The organism is Treponema sp. J25 (genome assembly GCF_004343725.1).
Lineage (GTDB): Bacteria > Spirochaetota > Spirochaetia > Treponematales > Breznakiellaceae > J25.
Map to the genome: position 1 here is coordinate 73,243 of NZ_PTQW01000022.1, position 26,501 is coordinate 99,743.

Annotated in this window: 23 protein-coding genes and 1 pseudogene; 17 read left to right on the forward strand and 7 right to left on the reverse strand. The window is 50.3% G+C overall.

The window, feature by feature from the left end:
* The first annotated feature begins 2 nt into the window (after nt 1-2).
* Together C5O22_RS08255 and C5O22_RS08260 are read left to right on the forward strand one after the other, a co-directional pair.
* Nucleotides 3-962: a glycoside hydrolase family 43 protein gene (locus C5O22_RS08255; protein ID WP_132780801.1), complete on the forward strand. Its 960-nt coding sequence runs from the start codon at nt 3-5 to the stop codon at nt 960-962.
* Nucleotides 962-3,274 carry a glycoside hydrolase family 65 gene (locus tag C5O22_RS08260; protein ID WP_132780803.1) on the forward strand — a complete coding sequence of 771 codons (2,313 nt, stop codon included), beginning with the start codon at nt 962-964 and terminating at the stop codon, nt 3,272-3,274. Before C5O22_RS08255 ends, C5O22_RS08260 begins: the two co-directional genes overlap by 1 nt.
* A 133-nt stretch (nt 3,275-3,407) precedes the next feature.
* On the opposite strand, the gene C5O22_RS08265 is transcribed toward C5O22_RS08260, so the two are convergent.
* The 6 genes from C5O22_RS08265 to C5O22_RS08285 all read right to left on the reverse strand — a co-directional run bounded on the left by C5O22_RS08265 (nt 3,408) and on the right by C5O22_RS08285 (nt 9,850).
* Nucleotides 3,408-4,709 carry an ABC transporter substrate-binding protein gene (locus C5O22_RS08265; RefSeq protein WP_132780805.1) on the reverse strand — a complete coding sequence of 434 codons (1,302 nt, stop codon included), beginning with the start codon at nt 4,707-4,709 and terminating at the stop codon, nt 3,408-3,410.
* Nucleotides 4,710-4,758: 49 nt separating this feature from the next.
* Entirely contained in the window at nt 4,759-5,622 is an 864-nt protein-coding gene (locus C5O22_RS08270) for a carbohydrate ABC transporter permease (RefSeq protein WP_243692911.1), read from the reverse strand.
* Nucleotides 5,619-6,545 carry a carbohydrate ABC transporter permease gene (locus tag C5O22_RS08275; protein ID WP_132780807.1) on the reverse strand — a complete coding sequence of 309 codons (927 nt, stop codon included), beginning with the start codon at nt 6,543-6,545 and terminating at the stop codon, nt 5,619-5,621. The genes C5O22_RS08270 and C5O22_RS08275 overlap by 4 nt, the downstream gene beginning before the upstream one ends.
* Before the next feature lie 191 nt (nt 6,546-6,736).
* Nucleotides 6,737-8,218 carry a sodium-translocating pyrophosphatase gene (locus C5O22_RS08280; RefSeq protein WP_347812559.1) on the reverse strand — a complete coding sequence of 494 codons (1,482 nt, stop codon included), beginning with the start codon at nt 8,216-8,218 and terminating at the stop codon, nt 6,737-6,739.
* Nucleotides 8,185-8,904: a sodium/proton-translocating pyrophosphatase gene (locus tag C5O22_RS13750; protein ID WP_279432193.1), complete on the reverse strand. Its 720-nt coding sequence runs from the start codon at nt 8,902-8,904 to the stop codon at nt 8,185-8,187. The genes C5O22_RS08280 and C5O22_RS13750 overlap by 34 nt, the downstream gene beginning before the upstream one ends.
* 190 nt (nt 8,905-9,094) lie before the next feature.
* Entirely contained in the window at nt 9,095-9,850 is a 756-nt protein-coding gene (locus tag C5O22_RS08285; protein WP_207895366.1) for an MBL fold metallo-hydrolase, read from the reverse strand.
* Nucleotides 9,851-9,982: 132 nt separating this feature from the next.
* Between C5O22_RS08285 and C5O22_RS08290 the strand changes: the two genes are divergently transcribed.
* The 15 genes from C5O22_RS08290 (at nt 9,983) to C5O22_RS08360 (ending at nt 26,089) form a co-directional block, all read left to right on the forward strand.
* The gene (locus tag C5O22_RS08290; protein WP_132780808.1) at nt 9,983-10,687 is read left to right on the forward strand and encodes a type 1 glutamine amidotransferase; all 705 of its coding nucleotides are present in this window, start codon (nt 9,983-9,985) and stop codon (nt 10,685-10,687) included.
* A 574-nt stretch (nt 10,688-11,261) separates the two neighbouring features.
* On the forward strand, nt 11,262-12,086 hold the full coding sequence (gene nifH, locus C5O22_RS08295) for a nitrogenase iron protein (RefSeq protein ID WP_132780810.1): 825 nt from the start codon (nt 11,262-11,264) through the stop codon (nt 12,084-12,086).
* Nucleotides 12,087-12,225: 139 nt separating this feature from the next.
* Nucleotides 12,226-12,579, forward strand: coding sequence for a P-II family nitrogen regulator (locus tag C5O22_RS08300; protein WP_207895367.1), 354 nt, complete (start codon nt 12,226-12,228; stop codon nt 12,577-12,579).
* The gene (locus C5O22_RS08305; RefSeq protein WP_132780813.1) at nt 12,576-12,956 is read left to right on the forward strand and encodes a P-II family nitrogen regulator; all 381 of its coding nucleotides are present in this window, start codon (nt 12,576-12,578) and stop codon (nt 12,954-12,956) included. The genes C5O22_RS08300 and C5O22_RS08305 overlap by 4 nt, the downstream gene beginning before the upstream one ends.
* Nucleotides 12,957-13,015: 59 nt before the next feature.
* Complete coding sequence (nifD, locus tag C5O22_RS08310) at nt 13,016-14,728, forward strand: nitrogenase molybdenum-iron protein alpha chain (RefSeq protein WP_243692912.1); 1,713 nt, start codon at nt 13,016-13,018, stop codon at nt 14,726-14,728.
* 73 nt (nt 14,729-14,801) lie between these two features.
* On the forward strand, nt 14,802-16,187 hold the full coding sequence (gene nifK, locus C5O22_RS08315; RefSeq protein ID WP_132780814.1) for a nitrogenase molybdenum-iron protein subunit beta: 1,386 nt from the start codon (nt 14,802-14,804) through the stop codon (nt 16,185-16,187).
* A gap of 27 nt (nt 16,188-16,214) precedes the next feature.
* Nucleotides 16,215-17,669 (forward strand): nitrogenase iron-molybdenum cofactor biosynthesis protein NifE, encoded by a 1,455-nt coding sequence (nifE, locus tag C5O22_RS08320; protein ID WP_243692913.1) that lies wholly within the window; start codon nt 16,215-16,217, stop codon nt 17,667-17,669.
* Nucleotides 17,670-17,741: 72 nt separating this feature from the next.
* Entirely contained in the window at nt 17,742-19,286 is a 1,545-nt protein-coding gene (locus tag C5O22_RS08325) for a nitrogenase component 1 (RefSeq protein WP_132780817.1), read from the forward strand.
* A gap of 12 nt (nt 19,287-19,298) precedes the next feature.
* Nucleotides 19,299-20,633: a nitrogenase cofactor biosynthesis protein NifB gene (gene nifB, locus C5O22_RS08330; RefSeq protein WP_132780820.1), complete on the forward strand. Its 1,335-nt coding sequence runs from the start codon at nt 19,299-19,301 to the stop codon at nt 20,631-20,633.
* A 16-nt stretch (nt 20,634-20,649) separates the two neighbouring features.
* Complete coding sequence (locus C5O22_RS08335) at nt 20,650-20,952, forward strand: (2Fe-2S) ferredoxin domain-containing protein (RefSeq protein WP_132780823.1); 303 nt, start codon at nt 20,650-20,652, stop codon at nt 20,950-20,952.
* 10 nt (nt 20,953-20,962) lie between these two features.
* Nucleotides 20,963-21,901, forward strand: a complete 939-nt coding sequence (gene modA / locus C5O22_RS08340) for a molybdate ABC transporter substrate-binding protein (protein ID WP_132780825.1) — start codon at nt 20,963-20,965, stop codon at nt 21,899-21,901.
* Entirely contained in the window at nt 21,898-22,554 is a 657-nt protein-coding gene (locus C5O22_RS08345; protein ID WP_165910461.1) for a molybdate ABC transporter permease subunit, read from the forward strand. Before modA ends, C5O22_RS08345 begins: the two co-directional genes overlap by 4 nt.
* A gap of 1 nt (nt 22,555) precedes the next feature.
* A complete protein-coding gene (locus C5O22_RS08350; RefSeq protein WP_165910462.1) occupies nt 22,556-23,320 on the forward strand; it encodes a sulfate/molybdate ABC transporter ATP-binding protein in 765 nt (254 codons plus the stop codon).
* 41 nt (nt 23,321-23,361) lie between these two features.
* Complete coding sequence (locus C5O22_RS08355) at nt 23,362-24,531, forward strand: homocitrate synthase/isopropylmalate synthase family protein (RefSeq protein WP_165910463.1); 1,170 nt, start codon at nt 23,362-23,364, stop codon at nt 24,529-24,531.
* Nucleotides 24,512-26,089 carry a sigma-54 interaction domain-containing protein gene (locus tag C5O22_RS08360; RefSeq protein ID WP_132780833.1) on the forward strand — a complete coding sequence of 526 codons (1,578 nt, stop codon included), beginning with the start codon at nt 24,512-24,514 and terminating at the stop codon, nt 26,087-26,089. The genes C5O22_RS08355 and C5O22_RS08360 overlap by 20 nt, the downstream gene beginning before the upstream one ends.
* Nucleotides 26,090-26,296: 207 nt before the next feature.
* Here the strand turns inward: C5O22_RS08360 and C5O22_RS13510 are convergent.
* Nucleotides 26,297-26,501, reverse strand: a pseudogene (locus C5O22_RS13510) (Rpn family recombination-promoting nuclease/putative transposase); the annotation flags it as partial.

Genomic DNA, 26,501 nt, shown 5'->3' on the forward strand with positions numbered 1-26,501 from the left:
TAATGGGAATAGGGAAAGATCAGGAAGTAAAAAGAGCTTTTGAAGAGGGGCATGGCGCCAACTACTTACTAAAGAAGCGAGAGGCCATTCAAATTCGGGATCCCTTTGTTCTGCCGGTACAGAAACAGGGGAGATATTATCTTTTTGGCACCACTGACTCTGACTGTTGGCGAGGACCCGGCATTGGTTTTGATTGTTATCGAGGAACTGACCTGGAACACTGGGAAGGCCCTATTCCTGCCTTTCGGCCTTCCCCGGACTTTTGGGGCAAGGAAAATTTTTGGGCCCCCGAAGTCCATGAATGGCAGGGGGCCTTTTATATGTTTGCCAGTTTTAAAGCGCCGGGATATTGCCGGGCCACCCAGGTGCTCCGTTCTGATACTCCCGAAGGTCCCTACTATATTCATTCCCCCAGGCCCCTTACTCCAGAAACCTGGGAGTGCCTTGACGGAACTTTGTATATAGATAATGCGGGTACGCCCTGGCTTGTTTTTTGCCATGAATGGGTACAAACGGTGGATGGGGAAATTTGGGCCCTCCGCTTACGGCCGGACCTGCGGGAGCCCGTAGGAGAACCGGTATTACTTTTCCGGGGCTCTGAGGCTCCCTGGACAAGACCCCATAGGCGAAAGGATGGTTCGATAAATCCTCAAAGTCGCGTAACCGATGGGCCTTTCCTGTATACCCTGTCTACGGGAGAGCTGGTCATGCTGTGGTCCAGTTTTAGCGATACCGGCTATGCGATGGGCTGTGCCTATTCATGTAAGGGCATTTTTGGCCCCTGGATTCATGAATCGGCCCCCCTCATCAATGTTGATGGGGGGCATGGGATGCTCTTTCGATCTTTCCAAGGTGGCCTGTATCTTACCTTTCATAGCCCTAATAAGACGCCGGAAGAACGATTTTGCTATGTGCCGGTCCTGGAAAAGAACGGAAAACTGCAGCTTATGGAGGCCCGCTAATGGGTTCTGCCATTGATCGCAAAGCCCTGGTCCGGCGGCATTGTCCTTCCTTGCATCGGTATGATCCATGGGCCCCTCTTTCAATAGGGAATGGTGAGTTTGCCTTTACAGCGGATGTTACGGGGCTCCAGAATTTTTTACCTCCCCCTGGAGCAGGTATTCCTCTGTGTACGATGGCTCAGTGGGGCTGGCATAGCTATCCGGAAAGCGAAGGGCTTCAAGAATATCAATTAAGAAAACAGTACTTTGAAATTCCTTGCCAGCCGGCGGCGGGCCAGAAAAGGGATCGCCGTTCAGTAGGATACATGACGGACCCGACGGGACAAGACCCGCTTTTTACGAGCCTTCGGATTAATCCTCATCGATTTAATCTCGCGCGGTTTTCCTTTGTGGTTAGGGATACGGAGGGTTCCCCCTGGCGTTCCCTTTTGATGGATGATGTGGGGGAGCCCCGTCAATATGGAGATCTCTGGGAAGGTATAGTGTATAGTTCCTTTACTCTTAAAGGAAATCCTGTAGGGATAGAAGGGACAGTTGCTCCCGATGCGGATATCCTGGCCTTCCGGCTCTGTTCCCCTCTTTTAGAAAAGGGGTTGCTTGGTATCCAAATAAGTTTCCCCTATGCATCCCACGAAGAAAGCGCCTCTGACTGGAAAAGTCCCGAGAAACATGAGACCCGCCTAGTACAAAAGAGTACACCCTTCGGTGCCTATTGGTCCTTTGTTCGTATCCTGGATGCCACCGTCTATTTTGTTCAGGTTCAAGCAAGCCCTGGTGTTTCTCTTACTCCACGGGGGGCTTCAGAACCCCATGCTTTTTGGATTACCGCAGATAGGCCGGAACTAGAGGTGGCCTTCTGGTTCCTGCCACACCTGGTAGATGATCAGAAATTCTGGGCGGCGAAACTTTTTACCGGTGAGTTCCGGGTGCTTTGGCACGAAATTTCCTCCCGTTCTCAACGTTATTGGGAATCCTTTTGGGGCCAGGGAGGTATAGTCGATTTTTCCGACAGTACCGATCCTCGGGCGGCAGAATTAGAGCGGCGGGTGGTGCTTTCCCAGTATCTTACGGCTATTCAGTGCGCCGGGAGCCTCCCCCCTCAGGAGACGGGACTTACCTGTAATTCCTGGTATGGAAAATTTCACCTGGAAATGCATTACTGGCATGCTGCTCACTTTATCCAATGGGGACGGCCAGAACTTTTTGAACGGAGTTTCCTCTGGTACAAAAGAATTTTGCCCCGGGCCAAGGAACGAGCAGCGAGTCAGGGGTATCGGGGTGCTCGATGGCCCAAGATGACCGAGCCTGCTGGAAGCGATGCCCCTTCTCCCATTGGGCCACTGCTTTGCTGGCAGGAACCCCATCCTATCATGTATGGGGAGTTGCTTTCCCGGCGGCAAGGACTTCCGGCGGTCCTTGCCACATATGGGGAGCTTTTTTGGGAAACCGCCGAATTTATGGCCGATTTTCTTCAGTGGGATGAAAAGCTCCAGCGTTTCTGCCTTGGTCCGCCCCTGATCCCCGTCCAGGAGTGCCATGATCCCCGCAGGGTGTTGAATCCAACTTTTGAAATTGAATATTGGTACTGGGCTCTGCAAAAGGCGATAGAATGGTATGAAGGAGCGTCATCGGCCTTGTCAGCTCCTTCCCCAGAGTATAGCCTGGAAAAATGGAAGGATGTGGTAAAGGCTCTTGCAAAGCCCCCTAGTGGAATAGCACAGACCTCGGGTCTTGTGGTCTATTTTGCTCACGAAAATTGCCCCGAGACCTTCCCCATGGTAACCAAAGATCATCCTTCGATGCTTCTTGCCCTGGGTATGTTGCCGGGACGTCGTATCGAAGCTCACATCATGGTTAATACGTTGGAGGAAGTGCTGAAATCCTGGGACTTTTCTTCCTGTTGGGGGTGGGATTTCCCCGCTCTGGCTATGACGGCTGCCCGGCTGGAAAGAAGAGATGATGCGGTGAATATCCTCCTTATGGAGAGCCCCAAAAACACTTACCTCCCTAATGGCCATAATGTGCAGTGGAAAAATGAAGGAGCCCCGGGTGGAATGACTCGTTCCTCATCTTCCCGACGCATCGCCACCCCAGGGCTTACCACTTCTAGAAAGGCGGGAGAAAAAACAGAAACGCCGTCGGTATGGAGTGGTGGACTTCCTGTTTACTTACCGGGTAACGGCGCCCTTCTTCTTGCGGTGGGTATGATGGCGGCAGGCTGGGATGGGGCCCCTTCCCATTCGGCGCCAGGATTCCCCAACGATGGAAGGTGGCATCTTCGCTGGGAAGGGCTTATCCCCCTACCGGAATAGGCGGGGCCCCGGGTTTTGAGTCGGGGACCCTCCAATGGGCCCCCCACATGCTCATGGGAGAGTGTCTAAGGATTACATCAGGACCCCCTATTGTGAGAGGCCCCGACGATCCCCGGTTACCGGCCCATCTATTTTATTTATTGATAAGGCGAATAATCAGGTCGTAGATTTGTTTTCCCCCTTCGGTGGTATTTATTTGGTTAAAGGCAACCTTCTGATAAATGAGGTAGAGGGTACTGTTAAATTCCGTATCATTGGGGAGATTGGGTTTCTGCTTCGAAGAGTGGGCGGCGGCAATACTCATATATTTGATAACCTTTTGATCGTTGATGTCGGTGAACCCCGCGGCCCGGGCTTTTGAGGAAGCAGGGAAGCCCCGGTTGCTTCCCAGAATACGGGCTGCATCAGGATCGTTTACCAGGAAATTGATGAATCGAACTGCCCATTCAGGGTTACGGGATGCCAGGTTCACCGTATAGAATTGGCTGGGTTGTTGCCAGAGGGCCTTTGTTTCTGCTGCCCCCGGTGGTTCCATTAAATCGAGCTCATCCTTGGTAGCAGCCTGATACCCGCCGAGTTGGTTAGACCACAAAAAACCAATGGCCACTTTACCTGCAATAATAGCCGAGGTGTCCGCATTGGATTCCGCAAAACTGGCTGCCACGTCGGGGGGAGGGACAAGTCCGTTGTCCCGAAGATCTTTGAAAAAGTCCAGGTATTCTTTGGCAAGATCCGCCGTCACGGCGGTAGAATTGGTTTCTGCAATATACAGGGGGCGTTGTTTATAGCTTAACCAGTAGCCAAAGAAGGTGGAGTTGGATGCCATGGAACCGATATCCATCATCGGATAAATTCCTGCAGGAAGTTTCGACTTCAGGGTTACAAGGTACTCCCGGAATTCCTTGAAAGACATGGTTGTTTTGGGAAGGGGAGCCCCAATCCGCTGAATAAGGGATTTGTTGTACACTAAGGCGGGCATGTTGACCCCCGTCGAAATACCGTACAGTTTGCCGTTGAAAGTTCCTGATTCAATGGCGGTGGGGTCTAGGGATGCCACATCCAGAATCTTACCTGCATAGGGATCGAGGGGCAACAAAACCCCTCGCTTTACGTAGTCATTGATGTTTCCCCCCATTTGGATGATGTCCGGCCCGCTTCCACCGGCAAGCTGGGTATCCACCTTATTGAAGTGATCCCCCGTTCCTCCAGAAACTTCGGGGTTTATCTTAACCCCCGGATTCCGGGCCTGAAACAGATCGATCGCCTTCTGGCTTATTTCGATCCGGACCCCGCTTCCCCAATACGCCCAGCGAATGATCACCGGTTCACTTCCCTTTTTATCCTGTCCTGTGGGAGGGGTACCCTGTTGAGACCCCGAGGCCATAGCCATGGTGGCAGCCACAAGGGCGAACAAAAACACCAGAGCCTTCTTCATACAAACCTCCTTAATTAGGTATATGACTATTGAGGAAACTCCCCATGAGTTACCCCTTTAATCCTGTGGTGGTAATCCCCTGGATAAAATATTTTTGTAAGGAAAAGAAGAGCACAAAGCAGGGGACAAGAGATAATACCGACATGGCAAACATGGGCCCCCAGGAAGAGATTCCAGAAGCATCGAGAAAGAGTCGGAGCCCCATCGGAACCGTGTATTTCTGAGGAGAATTAAGGTACAGAAGGTGATTAAAGAAATCATCCCAGGTCCAGAGGAACGTGAATAGCATGGTGGTGATAAGGGCAGGCACCGTAAGGGGCATAATAATCCTCAGGTAAATACTGAATTTCCCGCACCCATCGATTACTGCCGATTCATCGAGGTCCTTGGGGATGGTTCGCACAAACTGTACTAAAAGGAAAATAAAGAATGCATCGGTTGCGAAAAGACGAGGAACCACCAGGGGTAAGATGGTGTCTACCCATCCCAGGGTGCGGAAGATAACGTACCGGGGAATGGTTGTTACATGGGAAGGAAGCATCAGGGTGAGCATCATGAGGGCAAACCAGAAATCCCGGCCAGGGAATTTAAGACGCCCAAAGGCAAAGGCGGTTAATGAACAGAAGACGAGATTTGCCACAACGCAGAGAAAACTGATGAGAAAGGAATTTTTAAAAAAGGTTCCAAAGTTTACAATGCCGATGCCTTTCCATCCTTCTATATAATTTTGAAAGGTGATTGTTTTAGGGAAGAGGGATGGGGCTGTAAAAATAATACTTGTTTCTTTAAAGGATGCTGAAATAAGCCACGCTACGGGGTACAGCATCCCCATACCAATGGTGATAATAAAAAAGTGGGTGACGATTTTCTGTACCAATTCAATGTCCCGTCGTCTCATCCTTTTCATTTTCATTCGCCGCTCCCATAGGTTACTAAGGAACCTGAAATTTTAAATGCCAGGGCCGTGAGGGCCGCAATAATAACTAAAAGAAACCATGCCATGGCGGAGGCGTACCCCATTTCTGCAAAGGCAAAACCCTTAAGGTAAAGGTACAAACTATAGAACATGGTGGAATCCAAAGGTCCCCCGCTTCCTCCGGAAATAATGAAGGCCTGCGTAAACACCTGAAAGGCGCTAATCATCTGCATCACAAAATTAAAAAAGATGATTGGGGAAAGCCCTGGAAGGGTAATGGCGAAGAACTGGCGAATCTTTCCTGCCCCATCGACGCTGGAAGCCTCGTAGTATTCTTGGGGAATCTGTTTAAGCCCCGCAAGGAAGATAATCATAGGGGACCCAAACTGCCACACCGCTAGTGCTACCAGGGTATACAGGGCATATCGGGGGTCCGAGATCCAGGACGGAGGGTTGGGTACTCCAAAAAAAGTGCGCAGGAGAAGGTTTACGAGCCCATCGGCAGAAAAAATCCGTCGCCACAAAACCGCTATAGCTACTGAGCCTCCGAGAAGTGTAGGAATGTAATACAAGGTTCGGTAAAAAGGAATAAACCGTAGTTTCTGATTCATCAACATGGCTACTGCCAGCGCAAAAAGAAGCTTTAAGGGAACCGAGAGAAACACATAACGAAAAGTTACCCACAGGGAATTCAAAAACCGCTCATCCCGGGGAAATTGGGCATTCCCCGTAAACATGATGAGGTAATTCCGTAGTCCTACCCATCGAGGGCTCTGGAGCACGTTAAAATTAGTAAATGATAAATACAACGAATACCCCATGGGATAGAGCGTTAGAAAGAAAAAACCGGCTAGCCAGGGAAGAAGAAAAGTATAGGAAGAGAAAACATCTTTAAAGAAGTGGATTGAACGGTGTTTCATGAACCTTTGTACTCCTCTTGGATAACATTGATGCAAAGGTGTCTTTTAAAATCATAGGGGGATAGCGGTATTTTGAGGAGAATTCATTTTTTATGATTTGAGGACAGGTTTTAAGAAGAGGGAAACACCTGCTTTGTAATATACAGCTCGGGGATAAAAACCCCGAGCCGTTTGGTGTTGGGACCGAAGAATTATTTAAAAAGCTGGATAAGCTTCATGAGGTTAAAGTCTGTAAAAATGTTTACCATGATAAGGCTTACCACGGCCATGATTTTGATAAGGATGTCCAGGGATGGACCTACCGTATCTTTGAGGGGGTCGCCCACGGTGTCCCCAATGACGGCCGCCGCATGGGCATCCGAGCCTTTACCTCCGTGATGGCCCTTTTCGATGTACTTTTTCCCATTATCCCAGGCTCCCCCCGCATTCGCAGTGTACAGGGCGAGCATGATTGCAGAAAGGGTTGTCCCAATCAGAAGCCCCCCTACAAAATCGGGGCCAAAGATAAAGCCCGTTACAATCGGAGTAAGGACCGAGATAAGGGCGGGTTTTCGCATTTCACTCAAAGCGCCGGCGGAAGAAATTTCGATGCATTGCCGATAGTTCGGCTTTGCTTCGCCGGTAAGGATCCTGGGATTTTCCTTGAATTGGCGGCGAATTTCCTGAACCATGTTCCGGGCTGCTTTGGCAACGGCATCGATCAAAATACCAGAGAAGAGGTAGGGAAGGGCGGCCCCTACCATGGCCCCTGCGAGGGTCATGGCATTAATCATATTGAGAATCAGTTGGAACCCCTTGGTGCTTTCTGGTCCTGCCTGGGTATACAAATAGGAAGCAAAGAGCGAAAGGGCTGCGAAAGCGGCAGACCCAATAGCAAAACCTTTTCCAATAGCCGCGGTGGTATTCCCTACCGAGTCCAGATGGTCGGTGATATCTCGCACATCCTCGTCTAGCTTTGCCATTTGGCTAATACCACCGGCGTTGTCCGCAATAGGCCCATAGGTGTCTACCGAGACGGTCGTTGCCACGAAGCTGAGCATCCCTACCGCGGCCATAGCTACTCCGTAAAGGCCTGCCAGGAGCGTAGCCCCAATGGTGGCCAGGCCAAGAATGATAACGGGAATGAAAACGGATCGCATTCCCAGGGCCATGCCACTGGTTATGGTAAGGGCAGGCCCTTCCTGGGAGGCCGCAGAAATCTGTTGAGTAGGTTTGTAATCAAAACTGGTGTAGTATTCCGCAAAAAATCCTATCGCTATACCACTGAGGATTCCCAGCACTGCCGCAAACCAGGGGGAAAGGCTTCCCAAAGAAAATCCAAGACCTGTCATATTCTGGTTTGAGAATAGAAACCAGGTGAGAAACCCCGTCCCTAGTATGGTAAGAAAAGCGGAAGTCCAGGTAACCCGATTCAGTTCCCGATGAGGATGATTCCCTGTTTTCCGAAGTACCAAATAAAGAATCCCCATGATACAAGAAAGAATACCTACCGCCGCAAAGAAGAGGGGATAGGTAATAAGCAGTCGGGTAAGTTCAAAAGAAATAGGGGTGGCGGTGTGCATATTGGTGTAATACAGATATCCGGTAAGCACAATAACCGAAATAAGGGACCCCACGTAGCTTTCCAGGAGATCCGCCCCTAAACCGGCCACATCTCCCACATTATCCCCCACATTATCCGCAATGGTAGCGGGGTTTCGGGGGTCGTCTTCCGGGATACGGGTTCTGTTTTACCTACGAGATCGGCTCCCATATCGGCGGCTTTGGTATAGATACCGCCTCCAACCCTATCGAACATTGCAATGATGGAACACCCCAGGGCATACCCTGAAACGGTCATAGTGAAGGGTATAAAATTGATGCCGAGCCAGTTGGTTATAACCACCATGCCATCCTGTGAAATTTGCCCCAGAAGTTCTCCAAATACAACATACACTATACCAAGTCCCAGGAGGGCAAAACCTCCCACGGAGAGCCCCATGACGCTCCCTCCCTGGAAGGCCACCTTGAGGGTTTTCCCCATGTTTCTGGTTTCCCGGGCGGTATTGGCAACCCGTACGTTGGCAAGGGTGGCAATTTTCATTCCTATCCAACCGGCGGACCCACTCATAAGGGCTCCGAGAAGAAAGGCTACGCCGGTGTACCAGGACACCAGTATTCCCAGAATTACCGCTATAAAAATAGCGATAGAACCGATAACTTTGTATTCATGGCGAATAAAGGCATCAGCCCCTTCCTGAATAGCCCCCGCTATCTCTTGCATAAGGGCCGTTCCTGCTTCTTTTCGCTTGACCGCATAGTAATTGGTAGCGGCCAATGCAAAGGCTCCTACTACTGCAAGTACCACGATTCCACCCATAGGGCGCTCCTTATAATTAAAGTAGTATAAGGGTAGATACTCCTTATTTTACCTATTTCATAATATATTTTTATTATTTTAGACAATCATAGTAACAGAAAGAGACTTTTTGTCATCCTTCGATAGGGAATTCTTATTTTTTGATTATATATAGAATTCCCTAGAAAAACGAGAAAAATGCTTATCTCTCTTAGGGCAAATTTCGAATTCGGATTTCGATATTTTTCTCCTGGGCTAAAAGAGGAACCAGTTCCTGAGGATTGGTGGAGGAATAGTGATAGGGATACAGTATTTTGGGCTTAATTTTTCTCGCCGCAGAAGCCACTTGCTGGGGGGTCATGGTGTAGGGTTGATTCATGGGAAGGAAGGCCACATCGATGGGGCCCAGGGATGCCATTTCAGGGATGTCTTCCGTATCTCCCGCTACATAGATGCGGAAAGAACCAAAGGAAAGAATGTATCCATTGTCCTTCCGTTCTTTAGGGTGATACATTTCTCTTCCCGGTGTAGTGTTATAAGCGGGGACCGCTGAAATCGAAAGGGACCCATGGGTAAGGGTCTGAAAATGCTGGAGCACCTCTCCCTGTCCGATTTTATCCCGTACGGCCTGGGTGGTGATGAGTCGAGTGGTAGGACCAGAAAGCATCTGAATAGCCTTCATGTCGAGATGGTCAGCGTGTTCGTGGGTGATAAGGATAATGTCCGCTTTTTCCCATTTCGAATAATCCGTGTATCGAGTCTGGGGATCGATATGAATTTTGAGGTTTCCCACCTGTAGCGCCAGGGTGGCGTGTCCAACAGAAATAAGCTGTACCTTTCCTACCGGCGTGGCAAATTCATCCCGTTCCAGGGTACCTGCCCCTTCCATGGCAAAAACACCTCCCGCGCCTATGATACATAAAAGCAACGATATAGCAAAAAAAATCTGGGTATGTTTCTTATTCATACGTACAATATACTACATAATTGGTCAGGATAAAAGATAAAAATTGATTATCGATGGATGAAATTACTATGAGGGATTCAGAATTATTTCATTAAGTACGGAGCTTGGTATAATTATTGCTGAATATTTTTTATGGACATTGCAATTATTAAGAATACCCTCCGGGAGGGTCCAGGTTTATTTGAGTCGGAATTGGCAGCTTACGGGCTGTCATATGGTGTTTTTGATCTTGATGCGGGGGACCCCTTGCCAGAGCAAGGAACCTTTCGGGGCCTTGTGGTGTTAGGGGGACCGGATAGTGCCAATGACAAAACCCCCAAGATTCTGAATGAGTTGCAGTTTATCCGGGAAACCCTTTCTCAGGGCATCCCCTACATTGGGGTTTGTCTGGGCCTTCAGCTTATGGTGAAGGCCTTAGGAGGCAGGGTGGTGCGTTCTTCCTACAAAGAAGTAGGATTTCGGGGCCCCGATGGGGATTTCTTCCAGGTGGCCCTCACTGAAGCGGGCCGGGATGTCCCTCTATTACGAGATTTTCCTGCGGTTTTCCCCGTGCTGCAACTGCATGGTGAAATGGTCTCGTTTGAAGAAGATTTTCTTCTTCTGGGAACGGGGCACTGGTGTTATCCTCAGATTGTGGGATATAAAACCCATGCCATCGGTTTTCAAGGGCATCTTGAGGTAACCCCTGATATGTTTGAATATCTTATTCAAGAGGATGAGGACTTAAGAGCCCTGGATAAAGGGGCACTCAGAAAAGATTACCTCTGTATTCAAGATGAATACCTTACGGTAGGACGGCTCCTGGTGGCCAATTTTATTAAACTCGTTACAGGGTAATCCCTTTTTTGAGGATTGGGGAAAGCACAAAGTTTTCTGTGTCTCCGTAAAAAACGCGTGGGGGGAGCGCCTGATCGCCTGAGCCGTGGGCTCTGGGTAGTGGGCCGGGCTGGAAGCCCGGCCGGGGAGGGGCTGTGGAAGCGGCGAAGGAAGCAGGCGCGAGGGGGGAGCCGCGGCGGCCAAAGCGGCGGCATGCGGGCTGAGCCGAAAGGGGAGCGGTACGGTGCTCCCCCTCGGGATAAGGTATATCTTGTTTTTTACCTGAAAGTGAAAATTAGGAAGGTTTTTACCTTTCGGTAAATATATCAAAGTAATGTCCGGCTCTGATTCTGTTCTTCTGTCTAATGCTATGTTATTGTAAATAATAGAAATATTTTTTCTTTAGAAGTTTTTCTCTTTTCTGCATAACACTGGCATAGGTCCTGCAATATACCTGGTGAGGTGTTTTTCCCAGTTAGGGGGGCGCCTTGCAGGGTATGTCCTATCTGCGGAGATTTCCCATGGAAGCTAGTGGGGCTGGTGTACCGGAGATAGGGGGTAACGCCTGCATCATAGTCTCTTCAGAGAGGTCGTTATGAGAAAGATTGCTATTTACGGTAAGGGGGGTATCGGGAAATCCACTACTACCCAGAACACCGTGGCGGGGCTTGCTGAGATGGGAATGAAAGTAATGGTCGTAGGGTGCGATCCCAAGGCCGACTCAACCCGTTTGCTGTTAGGAGGATTGTCTCAGAACACGGTTCTGGAAACGCTTCGAGAGGAGGGGACCGAGGTGGAACTGGATGACATTCTTAAGCCGGGTTTTAAGGATTGTCTCTGTGTTGAATCGGGCGGTCCTGAACCGGGGGTTGGTTGTGCAGGCCGGGGGATCATTACCTCGATTAACCTGCTTGAACAACTCGGAGCCTATTCAGAACAGCAGGGCCTGGATTATGTCTTTTATGATGTTCTGGGGGACGTTGTATGCGGTGGTTTTGCCATGCCAATTCGGGAAGGAAAGGCCCAGGAAATTTATATCGTGGTTTCCGGGGAAATGATGGCCATGTATGCGGCCAATAATATTTGCAAGGGAATCGTGAAGTTTGCCGAAGCGGGAAACGTCCGCCTGGGAGGTCTTATCTGTAATAGCCGGAAGGTGGATAACGAGCAGAAGATGATCGAAGCCTTCGCGGAACGGCTGGGGACCCAGATGATCCACTTCGTTCCCCGGGACAATGTGGTCCAGCGGGCAGAGATAAACCGGAAGACGGTTATCGATTTTGACCCTTCTCACCCGCAGGCCGATGAATATCGTACCCTGGCTCGAAAGATCCATGAGAACACTAAATTTGTGATCCCAAAGCCCCTTTCGACGCAGGAGTTAGAAAATCTCTTAATGGAATACGGATTCTTTAATTGAAGGAATTGAAAGAAAGGCAGGAAGAAGGGCTTTCTGGCTTGCCTGGAAGAAGGGAACGCCAAAAGAAGACAGAGGTATGGGGAATCGCAGAGCGTAGCAGCACGGGAGGCCCCCTACCCGACAAAACAAGGAGTGTATCATGGTAATGATTCGAGCGATTATTCGACCGGAAAAGACGGACGCCGTATTGGAAGCTCTCATGGAAGCGGGGTTCCCCGCAGTGACTAAAACCAACGTGGTGGGGCGGGGAAAACAACGGGGTATCAAGATTGGAGAAGTGGTATATGACGAACTTCCCAAAGAAATGATTTTTACGGTGGTGAAAGAGCAGGATAAGGACTACGTCATAAAGACTATTATGCAGGCTGCCCGTACCGGCGATCGGGGAAGTTATGGGGATGGGAAAATTTTTGTAAGCCCCGTGGAAGAGGTGTATACCATCAGTTCGGGCATCAAAGAGACCACAGAGAAACTGGAGGAGGTAGCCCTGTGAAGGAAGTACTCGCCATTATTCGGATGAATATGATGAACAAAACCAAACAGGCCCTGTCGGATGCGGGGATTTCCAGTTTTACCGCCCGGGAATGTGTTGGTCGTGGAAAGGGGATAGTTGATTATTCCATCCTTAAAGGGGCAGAGAAGGGCTACGACGAAGCTATATCGCAGTTAGGGATGAGCCATCCCCTTGTTCCCAAGCGGTGGCTCAGCATTGTGGTTCCCGACAAGCTGGTGCGTAAAACGGTGGAAACCATCATTAAGATAAATCAAACGGGAAAGGCCGGGGATGGGAAAATTTTTATTCTTCCTGTCATGGAGGCCTATCGAATCCGTACCGCTGAACAGGGAGACCAGGTGCTGGATGAGGCATAGGAGGCTTTCTCCTATGGAAGCTCTATAAATGGAGACATGAAGACAAGGGAGCGTAGAACATGAAAACCGAAATGTCTCGCGAAGACATTATAGTGGAAGAGGGGCCTGTGGTGGTATCTCAGGAAGCAGGGAAAGTATCGGACCCAGCGGGGGTATCCAAGAAGTCACCCGTGCTACAAAAGGACCTGCTTCTCGAAAAATATCCCACCAAGGTGGCCCGGAAACGGGACCGGCATGTGGTGGTGAACCGGCTGCATCCCGATGGAACGGTGCCGGAGATTGTGGCGAATGAACGGACCGCACCGGGGGTTATCACTCAGCGGGGGTGTACCTATGCCGGGTGTAAAGGGGTCGTTATTGGCCCTACCCGGAATATCCTTCAGATTACCCATGGTCCCATTGGTTGTAGTTTTTACTCCTGGTTAACCCGTCGTAATCAGACCCGGCCCAAAAGCCCGGATGAACCTAATTTTCTTCCGTATTGCTTTACCACAAATATGGAAGAAAAGGACATTGTTTTTGGGGGTGAAAAGAAACTTCGGGCGGCGGTGCGGGAGGCCTATGAAATTTTCCATCCCCCTGCAATTGCCCTTCTGGCTACCTGTCCTGTTGGCTTAATTGGGGACGATATTCATGCGGTGGCCCGTGACATGAGCGAAGAATTAGGCATTACCGTGTTTGCCATGAGTTGTGAAGGGTACAAAGGGGTTTCCCAGTCCGCAGGCCACCATATTGCGAATAATGCCTTGTTTGTTCATGTGGTGGGGAAAGACCAGCAAGGGGTAGAAGGAAAGTTCAAGATAAACCTTCTGGGAGAATATAACATAGGGGGTGATGCTTTTGAGATTGAACGACTTTTTGAAGAGGCGGGGCTGACCCTTATCTCTACCTTTTCGGGAAACTCCACAATAGAGGGGATGCGGAATTCGCCAGCGGCGGATCTTAACCTGGTGATGTGCCATCGTTCGTTGAATTACATGGCCGAAATGATGGAGAAGAAATACGGTATTCCCTGGATAAAGGTGAATTTTATCGGCGCCCATGCCACGGCTAAAAGTCTACGGCACATTGCGGCCTACTTTGATGATGCGGAACTTTCTGAACGGATAGAGCGCCTCATTGCCAGTGAAATGGAACTGGTAAAGGCGGTGGTAAACGAAATCCGTCCCCGCCTTGAAGGGAAAAAGGTTGCCCTCTTTGTGGGGGGGAGTCGGGCCCATCACTATCAGGAGTTGTTTAAAGAACTGGGGATGGAAGTAATTGCGGCGGGCTACGAATTTGCCCATCGGGATGATTACGAAGGGCGCCGGGTGCTGCCTTCGATTCAGGTAGATGCGGATAGTCGTAATATCGAAAACCTGGAGGTTGTTCCGGATCCTGCGCTTTATCGGCCAAGAAAGTCGGAGGAGGATCTGGCACGGTTACGGTCGAACGGTATTGAGGTAAACGATTATCGGGGCATGATGAGTGACATGGCTGAAGGAAGCCTTGTGATTGATGATATCAGCCATTATGAGCTGGAACGAATCATAGAACTTGCTCAACCGGATCTTATCTGCGCGGGTATTAAGGAAAAATACGTGGTCCAGAAGCATGGCATCCCCATGAAGCAGCTCCATAATTACGATTACGGGGGACCCTATGCGGGATTTACGGGGGCTATCAATTTTTACAGAGAAATTGATCGGTTGATAAATGGTTCGGTGTGGCGCCTTATCCCTGCTCCCTGGGAACGTCAGCCGGAACTCCATGGGGCTTATGTATATGGATAACAGAATACATTGATCTCTGGATGGATGTGTCTGTTGTGTTCATACGGTTCTGTTATGTGAAGGAGAATTATGTATGGAAAAAGCGCTACTTTTAAAACATACACCGGCAGAAGTAAAAGAGCGATCTGCCCTTACGGTTAATCCTGCCAAGACCTGCCAGCCCATTGGGGCCCTGTATGCGGCCCTTGGTATCCACCGTTGTTTACCCCATAGCCATGGATCACAGGGGTGCTGCGCGTACCATCGTTCCATGTTAACCCGCCATTATCGCGAACCTGTCATGGCTTCTACTTCATCCTTTACCGAAGGGGCGAGTATTTTTGGTGGTCAGGGAAATCTGGTCCAGGCGATTGGCACTATTTTTAAGCTCTACGATCCGGATATCATCGCCGTTCATACCACCTGTTTGTCTGAGACTATAGGAGACGATATTCCTCAAATTATTTCTAAGGCTCAGCAGGAAGGGAAAATTCCCCCCGGCAAAGTGGTTATTCATACCAATACGCCCAGTTATGTGGGGAGTCATGTGACCGGTTTTTCCAATATGGTGCGTTCTATGGTGGATTATCTTGCAGAGTCGACGGGACGGCGGGGGAACTATATCAACCTTATCCCTGGCTGGGTGGAACCGGCGGACATGCGGGAAATAAAACGGATCCTTTCATGCATGGGGGTGCCCTTTATTTTGTTCCCTGATACCAGCGGAATACTGGATGGTCCCTTAACGGGGAAGTTCGATATGTATCCTGCAGGAGGAACCCGCATAGAAGATCTGCGACGGACCGGTGATGCGAAAGCTACTATCGCTCTGGGAGAATTTGCCAGCGGCGCTGCGGCAAAACTGCTGGATGCAAAGCATAAGGTGCCCTGTTCCTTATTGGGGCTTCCCTTGGGTCTTAGCGGTACCGATCGATTTGTAGATACCCTCAGAACCATAACAGGAAGGCCAGTGCCGGAAGAACTTATGGAAGAACGGGGGCGCCTTTTGGATCTGATGGCAGATATGCATCAGTATACCTATGGGAAAAAGGTGGCCCTGGCGGGGGATCCGGACCAGCTGTTAGGACTTACGGAATTTTTACTCGAACTAGATATGAAGGTTTCCTTCGTGGTGACGGGGACTCCCGAAAATCGGCTTGAGGCGCCCCTGCAAAAGTTACTTGAGCGCGTGCCCGGGGCACAGTATCGAGTTAACGGGGACCTCTTCCTCCTGCACCAGTGGATAAAGAATGAGCGGGTGGATCTCCTTATTACCAACAGTCACGGGAAATATATCGCCCGGGACGAAGATATTCCCTTTGTTCGCTATGGGTTCCCCATCGTTGATAGGCCCCATCACCTGTTGTTCCCTTCGGTAGGCTATCGGGGAGCTATGTACCTGCTTGAAAAAATTCTTTCGGTTTTAATGGACCGCCAGGATCGGGATGCCCCGGCCGAGGCTTTTGAGTTTGTTCTGTAATAGGCAGGAAATGCCAGGAGGAAGAAGATGATGCCTAACATCCCGGATATTCTGGAAGAACGGCGGAGCCAGGTGGTGTACAGCACCGACGATGCTAGCCAGGGCATGGCCATCCCCACCTGTGATAAACCAAGTGTGGCAGGAAGTGTCAGTCAACGGGCCTGTGTGTTCTGTGGAAGCCGGGTGGTCCTGTATCCTATTGCCGATGCCATCCACATTGTTCACGGACCTATAGGCTGCGCCGGTTTTACGTGGGATATCCGGGGTGCCCTTTCTTCTGGGCCTGAGTTACATCGAAAGAGTTTTTCTACCAACCTGGAAGAACTGGACATTATTTTCGGCGCAGAAAAGAAATTACATACCCTTGCGACCCGATTGATTAGTACCTATAAGCCCCAGGCAGTTTTTATCTACGCTACCTGTATCATCGGGCTTATTGGGGATGATGTTGATCGGGTGTGTCGAATCTTAGAGAAAGAACACGGTATTCCGGTAATTCCCGTTCATTCGGAGGGTTTTAAGGGGGTTAAAAAGGATGGCTATCGGGCTGCCTGTATGGCCCTCTTGAGTCTCATGGAGCGTTCCTGGGGCTCCGTACAGAAAGAACGGGATGGTGCTTCATCCGAAGAAAAAGATGACCCTTCTTGTAATTCTTCAGAGGCCCTTTCGCCTTCCCCATCGTCCCGGCAAGAACCTTCCATAAATCTCTTAGGGGAATTCAACCTTGCAGGAGAAGGGTGGCTCATCAAATCCTATTATGAACGGCTGGGGATCCGGGTGGTATCGATGCTGACCGGCGATGGCCGGGTAGCCGATATCCGTCGGGCCCCTGAGGCGGCCCTTAATCTTGTGCAATGCTCTGGTTCGATGGTCTACCTTGCAAAAAAAATGGAAGAACAATGGGGTATCCCCTGGCAGCAGGTTTCCTTTTTTGGGGTAGATGAAATGGCTCGAGCCATCTATGGGGTGGCCGAATTTTTTCGAGAATCCCATCCAGAACTCCTAGATTCTGCCCGTGCATTGGTCCGGGAGGAACTTTCATCGCTTCTTCCCCGTCTGGAAAAAATAAAGCCCGCCCTGGAAGGGAAAAAAGTAGCCATTTACGTTGGTGGGGGCTTTAAGGCATGGTCCCTTGTTCGTATCCTTCGGGATTTTGGGATGCGGACCGTGGTGGCAGGTTCCCAGACGGGCAGTAAAGAGGACTACGAGGAACTGCGGCGGATCTGTGAAAAGGACACGGTCCTGGTAGATGATTCGAATCCCCTGGAGCTTGGCCGTTTCATCAAAGAAAAACAGGTAGATCTCTTGATTGGGGGAGTAAAAGAACGACCCGTGGCCTACAAAATGGGGATTGGTTTCTGTGATCATAACCACGAACGGAAAATACCCCTGGCAGGCTTTATAGGAGTGTATAACTTTGCCTTCGAACTGTATCAGAGTATTACCAGCCCCGTGTGGGACTGGGTTCGTAGGGAACTATAGGAACCGAGCGAACCATCCTGGAGTAGCAGGAATAGAAAGGGGGCTCGAAAAATACGAAGGGGAATCAAGAAAATGGGTAACCACACATACAAGGGTGTTTTGAATTTTGAATTTAAGAAACCAACGGGTGCTTCTCCCGGCTTCTCTCTAAAGGAAGAGGAAGTCCCCGAAAAGAGCTCTGGAGGAGTAGAAAATCCCTGTCATCTCTGTGCTCCTCTTGGGGCGGTGGTGTTTTTTGCGGGGTTTGAAGGGGGTATTACGATTCTCCATGGTTCTCAGGGCTGTTCTACCTATGTGCGCCGATACCTTATTTCTCATTTTAGAGAACCGGTAGATGTGGCGAGTTCCAATTTTATAGAAGCTTCCACCATATTTGGGGGCAAAGACAATGTACAGAGAGCGATTGGAAACGTGATCCGTCAGTATACCCCTAAGGTAATTGGGATTGCGACCACCTGTCTTGTGGAAACCATGGGGGAGGATATCTATGGGATCGTAAAAGAAATGGAAGCCCGGTATCCCGAGGTATTACTTATTCCTGTCTCGACCCCCGGCTTTCTGTATAACCACCGGGAAGGGTTTCAGCTTGCCCAGAGCGCCCTGCTTCGGGTGCTCGCTACCAGGGGGAACACCGATATTGGGCCCCATCATAAAACCGATACGGATGCCGCTGGGATTCCCTTCGGTAATAATGTAGATCCTCTGCGGGAACCCCTTAAGGGTGCTAAGGTCCCCTCGGTACTTTTGTTCCCTAACTTTGCATCTCCCGCGGATCTCCGGTGGTACAAGAGGGTAGGAGAGCTCTTCAATATATCATTAAAAGTGGTAGGTGATTACAGCCAGACCCTCGACAGTGGTCCCTGGCTTATCTATAGGGGGCTTGCGTCAGGGGGGACCGCCCAGGAAACGATAGCCACGTTGTTTCGTGCCGATGCGGTCATCGGCATAGGGAGTCTTCCCCTCAAAGAGCCGAGCCCAGCTGAGATCCTCCAGCGGTACACCCATATCCCTGCGGTAAATCTGCCGGTGCCGATAGGGCTTGGCTATACGGATCTCTTTATGAAACATCTTTCGAGTCTCTCGGGCCACCCCATCCCTTCTGTTGTTCGGGAAGAACGGGCCCGTCTCCAGGATGCCTATGTGGACGCCCACAAATACGTGGCCACCCTTCCCTGTGCGGTAGTCGGAGATGAAGACCTGGTGCTTTCGCTCGCATCCTTCTTGCTCGAAATTGGGGCTCGGCCAGTGTTCTGCGCGTCGGGAGGGAAAACTGGCTACCTTCGGGATGGAATGCTGCGTTTGCAAGCCCAGTGGGGAGATCGGTGGCCCCGGAACTTTGAACCGGTGATTCTTTCGGGCACGGATTTCCAGCATGTGGAAGAACTAATAAAACGCCTCGGGGTTCGCCTTATCCTAGGATCCAGCAAGGCCTATACCACGGCCCGAACGCTGGGAATTCCCCTTGTTCGCTGTGGATTCCCTATTCACGACCGATTTGGAGCTTCCCAGATACTCCATGTGGGGTATGAAGGAACGTACAACCTGCTACGGTTAGTGGTAAATGCCCTCATCGAGCAGGAACAGGAAACCAACCCCGTAGGATACACCTACTATTGAGGAGGCATACGTATGCATTGGGAACGGCATCCCTGTTTTAATGAGTCCTCCCGTCATCGTTATGGACGGGTCCATCTCCCCGTGGCACCTCGATGCAATATCCAGTGTAATTATTGTAACAGAGATTTTGACTGTGCCCACGAAAGCAGACCGGGGGTCTGTAGCAAAATAATGGAACCCGCAGAGGCTCCCGAATATGTAGAAGCTTTGCTGGCCCGATTCCCACAGCTCGCGGTGGTGGGGATCGCCGGCCCCGGGGACCCCTTTGCCAATCCGGAAGAGACCCTTAAAACCCTCAGTCTCATTCATGGAGCATTCCCAGACCTGCTCCTTTGCGTAGCTACCAATGGGTTAAACCTTGCCCCTTATGTGGGGGAACTGGTGAATTTAGGGGTTTCTCATGTGACGATTACCATAAATACGATAAACCCTTCCGTGGGGCAACGTTTGTATGCCTGGGTTCGTAAGGGTAAACAGACCCTCAATGGTTACGAGGCTGCGGCCTATCTACTCCAGGAGCAGCTTTCCAGTATTCCCTTGCTGAAAAGGGCGAACATCCTGGTAAAGGTGAATACGGTACTCGTGCCGGGTATAAACGAACATGAGGTGGGTATCCTGGCCCAGCATCTTGCTTCTCTCGGGGTGGATATCATGAATATTCTTCCCCTGTATCCTGTTAAGGGAACCCCTTTTGCCCGTTTAGAACCACCCTCTTCAGAGATGGTGCAAAAGGCTCGAGAGCGAGCGGGGACCTATCTTCCCCAGATGTATCATTGTACCCGTTGTCGCGCCGATGCGGCGGGTTTCCTTGACCAGGACCTTAATGTTTTCCAGGAAAAGAAAAAGGAGCGGGGAGAAAAAGCTTCTGGTAAGACCTTTTCTCCGGGAGTTCGCCAGAAAGACAATCCTGTCGTCCTACAGGAGAAAAATATCGCCGGTGCTCCACAGACAGGGGACGCTCGTTACCGCATAGCCGTTGCCACCTATGAGGGACTCCTGGTGAATCAACACCTGGGGGAAGCCAACAGGGTCCAGGTGTACCGATTAGAATCGGAGGGGTGGGTACAGGAAGATGAGCGGTGCCTTCCTCCGCGAGGGGGGGGTGATGCGCGGTGGTCCGGGGTGGCTGAAATCCTCGGGGATTGTGATGAACTGTGGGTTGCAGGAATAGGAGAGAATCCCCGCCGCATTCTGGAAAAAACGGGGCTCGTTGTTCGAATACTAGAGGGTTTTATTCACCAGGTTTTAGAAAAATATCGGCCAGGGGAATCCCTGGAATATTATGAGGTTCATCGCCCTCATCGCTGCGGCGAATTCTGTGGGGGGAGTGGTACCGGCTGTGGATGAGGAGGAGGGTGTTGATATGAAGGGACCAAAGATTCATGTGTTGGTATGCGCAGGATTTCGTGTCGGTTCTCCCGTGCAGGGCATGTGTGCAAAACGAGGGCCGGTGAACCTCGTGGAGTATTTGACCAATGAACTCTCTGACCGTGGTTTGGGGGAAGCGATGGTAACTCCGGTAGGCTGCCTGGGCTATTGTGCAGAAGGACCGGTGGTGGCCGTCTATCCTATGAATCGCTGGTATGGAGCAGTTAAAAGCGAAGAGGATATAGATACGCTCCTCGATGATGTAGAATCGGCGCTGGTCGCATTGCCGAAAGAGTAAAGGGGTACCTATGATGAGGGCTTTTCGTTATTTCGCCAGAGGTAGACGATACGGCAATAGTGCAATAGGTTCGTGGTTTGTGAGGCTTCTCGTCGGGATACTGGTGGTTACCGGTTGTAGGGGGCAGGCGGGGAATACCTCAAAAAAATTACAGTCTGAATTAGTCCTGGCCGCTGCCCCGGTATTGCAGGGGGTCTTGGAGAAGTTAATTGCCGAATATACGGCCCAACACCCTACTGTCAATGTACAGGTTCGCTATGGGCCTTCGGGGGTTCTGGTTAATCAGATAAAAGAGGGGGCACCCTGCGATGTCTTTATGGCCGCTGATATGGATTCCTGTACAGCCTTAATTAACGAAGGGATTGCAAAAGGTCCTGTGGTGGTATATGGACAGGGTCGTCTCTGTCTGGCAGGGAAAGGGCTTATGCCCCTGGCGTCTTATCTGGTTCCCTATATGGAAAAAACTAGCGAGGCGGATAAACAATTAGCATCGATGTTTGAAAGGGTTTTAGAATTCCCCGAGATAAAAAGCCTTTCTATCGCCAATCCAGAGGTTTCGCCGTATGGAAAGCTTTCTGTGGCGGTGATGCGCCAAACGGGAATGGACTTTACCGGTGATACCCTGCGAAGTTCCTCGGGTAGAAGCATAAAACTGGTTACTGCCGCTTCTATCAGCCAGGTTCGGCAGTATGTTCTGGAAGGAATAGTAGATGCGGGCTTCGTTAGCTATAGCATGATAAAGACTTCCTCGGGATTTTCTAATCCTTCGGCCCAATCCTCTGTATCGGAGGGTATTCCCTGGATTATGGTTCCCCCTGGGCTTGCACCGCCGGTTAATCAGGGCCTGGTGCTTCTTTCTAACAAAGAGGCGGCCCTTCGATGGAAGGAGTTTCTCGCTTCTTCTCGGGCCCGGGAGATTCTAGAGGAAGGAGGGTATATCGTACCATGAAATTCGATTTTGTTCCCCTCTGGGTTAGTTTGCGCCTGGGCTTATTGGTAACGATTCTTGCCTTTCTTACCATGACGCCCCTGGCGTGGTATACGGTCCGCAAGGATACCCCCCTTCGTCGGTTCCTTGAATCTTTGTTGGTTATCCCCCTGAGCTTACCCCCCACGGTTCTCGGTTTTTATATCCTTTTATGCTGGTCTCCTCGTTTTTTCCCGGGGAAAGCCCTTGGAGCTATGGGTTTCTCGTTACCGTTCACCTTTCTGGGACTTGTCGTAGCCTGTACCATTGCCCATGGTCCCCATATGTATCAATCCTTGCGAACCAGTTTTGCCAGGATAGAAGGGGACCTGTGGAATGCCAGCCTTTTGCTGGGGAAAGGTCCGGTGGAAACGTTTTTTCGGATTGTACTTCCCCTTTCTCGTCGGGGGATAATCTCTGGCGTTTTAACCACCTTTCTGCATACCCTGGGAGATTTTGGTCTTGTGTTAATGATTGGGGGAAGTATCCCCGCAGAAACGAGAACCATTTCTATCGCTCTGTATGAGCAAGTTGAAAAGATGAATTATGCGGTGGCCCACCGGTACGCAGCCGTTTTAATTGGTATTAGTTTCCTGGGAGTGTATGTGCTTAGTAAACTTCAGAAGGAGTCGTGACATGGGGCTTACAGTACATCTTACGAAAACATTAAAAACGACATCAGAAACAATTCCCCTGGCGTTTGCCCTTACCCTGGGTGGAGGAGAACGGAAGGGGATTATGGGGGCCTCTGGTTCAGGGAAGACAACCCTGCTCCGCATGATAGCGGGCCTTATACGGCCTGACAGCGGCATAATTCGCTGGAACCAACAGATATGGTATGACGAGAATCATTGGGTGGTTCCTAATAAGCGTAAGGTAGGGCTCATGTTTCAGCATCACGCCCTATTTCCCCACCTTACCGTGGAAGAAAATATCCGCTATGGCGCGATGAAGGGGTGCGATGTTCAGGAACTACTCCATATGGGAGAACTGGAAAAACGACGAAATCACTATCCGTTTCAGCTCTCTGGTGGGGAACGCCAGCGGGTAGCCCTCTTAAGAACCTTAGCCTATAAACCTGAAATTCTTCTTCTGGATGAACCCTTTAATGCGCTCGACAGGGGCACTAAAACTCGACTTTTATCCTGGGTCCAGGAAATTTTTGAGTATTGGAAGGTGACCCTCCTTATGGTGTCTCATGAGAATAGCGAATTAGATTCCCTGTGTACTGAAATTTGTTCTGTGGAGGACCTCAGGGCTCTCCATAAGAAATGGGAGAAAATGTCCGAAGGAAGAAACCCCAAAACTTATGGTGCGATTAATACTGGAGGTGTTTCTCCCTTGGCAGGTACCTATGTGTGGGAACTTCCTTCAGAAAAACCGGAGCGCTTATATGTGTGAATGCCTTTCCCACAGGGGTTCTCTGGTAAATGGTAACTAGGATGATACACGAATTTTCAGGAACGACGGAGTTTTCTGGCAATACCTTAAAAAAGGTTACCCTCCTTGATACGACGCTGCGGGATGGAGCCCAAAGCCCGGGGATATGGTTTAGTCCAAAAGAGCAAAGCCACATTCTTCGGGCCCTTTTGCGTGTGGGAATCTCTGAAGTGGAAGGGGGTATACCCGCTGCAAGCCCTTACCACCAGAGGGAATTCCAGAGGCTGGTCGAACAATTTCCAGATATGAAGATCATTGCCTGGAATCGGCTCCGGAAGGATGATGCGGAAGCAAGCCTTCGCACCGGTTGTCGGTATGTTCATCTTTCTGCCCCAACCTCAGACCTTATGAGAGAGGCAAAGTTGGGCTGGTCCCGGGAGCAGTTGCTGCAAAAAACCTACGACTTGCTTCAGTGGTGTGGTGATAAGAATGTGACCGTGTATCTTGGGGCCGAAGATGCCTCGCGGACGGAAGAGTCTTTTTTGATAGATTATTTTTGCCAGGTCGCCGAATGGGGGGCTCGGCGGGTTCGGTATGCCGATACGGTCGGTTGTGAACACCCCCTTTCGGTCTGGCAACGGTTGGGCCGTCTTTGTTTGCAGGTTCCTATTCCGGTGGAGTATCATGGTCATAACGATCTTGGCCTTGCAACAGCTAATACTCTTGCGGCGGTATCAGCGGGTTGTGGGGCTGTTTCAGTCACGGTGAACGGTTTGGGCGAACGGGCAGGTAACGCCCCCCTTGCAGAGGTAGCGGTGGCGCTCAAACTTTGTTGCGGGGTAGAGATAGGAATCGATATGTCTCGATTGCCTTTTTTGTCCCGTCTTGTGGCTCGTCTGAGCCATCGCCCTATTCCACCGGATCGACCGTTGGTAGGTTCCCTCGTTTTTACCCACGAATCGGGAATTCATATAGATGGCCTTTTAAAAGACCCCCGTCTCTATACCTTTGTGTCTCCTCATATGGTAGGAAGAAAACATCGTTTTGTAGCCGGAAGGAATTCGGGTATTGCGGCTCTTCGAACTCTTACGCAACAGAAGGGATACTCTTTTTCTGATGCGGAGCTAGAAAAAATTCTTGATTTGTTAAAGAATCCTTCTGTGTTTCCCCACTTGCGGGGATGTCCTAACCGGTTTCAGGAGATACTTCACCATGTCCAATCCCGTACCTAAAAGCAATTCCTCTTGTGATCATCGCTGTAGCTCCGAGATTTTGCCGATGCTCTATGAAATTGCCATCACGAGCAGAGAAAGTAAGGATCTCCATCTCCTCATGGATAGTATTGTGAATCTGTTGGTTCGTTATGTCTCAGGGGTAAAACGGATTCTTTTAGCGATGTACAACCGTCATACCGAAACAATTACCATAGAAAGCGCCTATGGAATCTCGGCGGATGAACAGAAACGGGGGGTGTATCGACGAGGGGAGGGTATTCTTGGCCGGGTAATAGAGGAGGGGAAACCAGTAATAATTCCTGATCTTTCCCGTTCTCAGGATTTCCTTAATCGAACCGGTGCCTGGAAAGAAGAGGAACGCCGGGGTCTTTCTTTTCTCTGTGTGCCTATTGTGATGGGGCAGGAAAGTCTTGGGGCCCTGAGTATGGATCGTACCATACAGGATGAAAGTCTTTTAGAAGATGATCTTAAAGTTCTTATGATTATCGCTACTTTAGTGGCCCAGGCCTTTGCGTTATACCGGGCTCAAGTAGAAGAACAGGCTCTGCTTAAAGAGGAAAACCGTAGGCTTCACCAGGAATTGGAAGAAAAATACCGAAAGACCAATATCATCGGTAAGTCCAAGGCTATGCGCAGCCTTTTTGGCATGATGGAACGGATATATGATAAAAATACCCCGGTTCTTATTTTGGGTGAATCCGGTACGGGAAAAGAACTGATTGCCCATGCTATTCATTATAACAGCCCTCGACGGGAAAAGCCTTTTATTAAGTTTAATTGTGCGGCCATTCCCGAAAGCCTTGCAGAAAGCGAACTGTTTGGACATGAACGGGGGGCCTTTACGGGGGCGTCGGAACAACGGCTTGGGCTTTTTGAAAAAGCCCACGGGGGAACCCTGTTCCTTGACGAAATTGGGGAACTGTCTCTCTCTATCCAGGCGAAACTTTTACGGGTGCTCCAGTTTCAGGAGTTCCAGCGCCTCGGTGGTCACAGAACTATTAGTGTGGACGTACGACTTATTGCGGCAACCCACCGGGACCTTGACCAGATGGTGAAGGAAGGCCGTTTTCGGGAAGACCTCTGGTATCGACTGAACGTGTTCCCCTTGCTGGTGCCTCCTTTGAGGGAACGGGGGAGTGATATCCTTTTATTGGCCGATTATTTTGTAGAAAAATATAGCCAGCAACATAACAGTGCGGTTCGTCGTATTTCCACCCCCGCTATCGATGCTCTTATGGCATACCATTGGCCCGGCAATGTTCGGGAACTGGAAAATGTTATTGAACGGGCGGTCATTCTTTCGGATGATGGGGTAATCCATGCCTACCATCTCCCCCCTTCCCTTCAGACACCAGATACCTCTCGGACCCATTATCAGGGTTTGTTAGCCCAACGGTTGAGTCAGGTTGAACGGGAGATGATCGTAGATGCCCTGAAGGCTCACCAGGGGAATATGCTCGCTGCGGCCCGAGAACTGGGGATTACGGAGAGGATTATCACAAGACGGGTGAAAGATTACGGCATCGATTATCGCCTGTTTCGACCTAAAAAATAATGTGTATCTCCAACCTTCTAAACGTACATTAAGTAATAGGAAGGAGGCTGGTAGGCTTTCTGTGCCTGCCCCTGGGTGGTATTTATAGCCCCTAGTTTGCACTAACAAGCATCGCCCCGGCACCCTCAAGGGGTGTGCCGGCGCCCCTTAAAGGCCGTGGAACCCCCAGAGGTCCCCAGGCCCCTGAGGACCCGTCCCCAGCTATACTTACAGTTCTTCAATCTCCTCCCGGGAAAGGCCGGTCACCTCGGCAATGATATCAATCTCAATCCCGCGGGCCTTCATCCTCCGGGCGGTCTCCCGGCGTTCTTCTATACGGCCCTCTAAGCGACCTTTTTCTTCGCCCAGGGCTATGCCTTCGTTGCGGCCTTCCATACGGCCTCTTTCTTCACCTAACGTGAGGCCTTCTTTA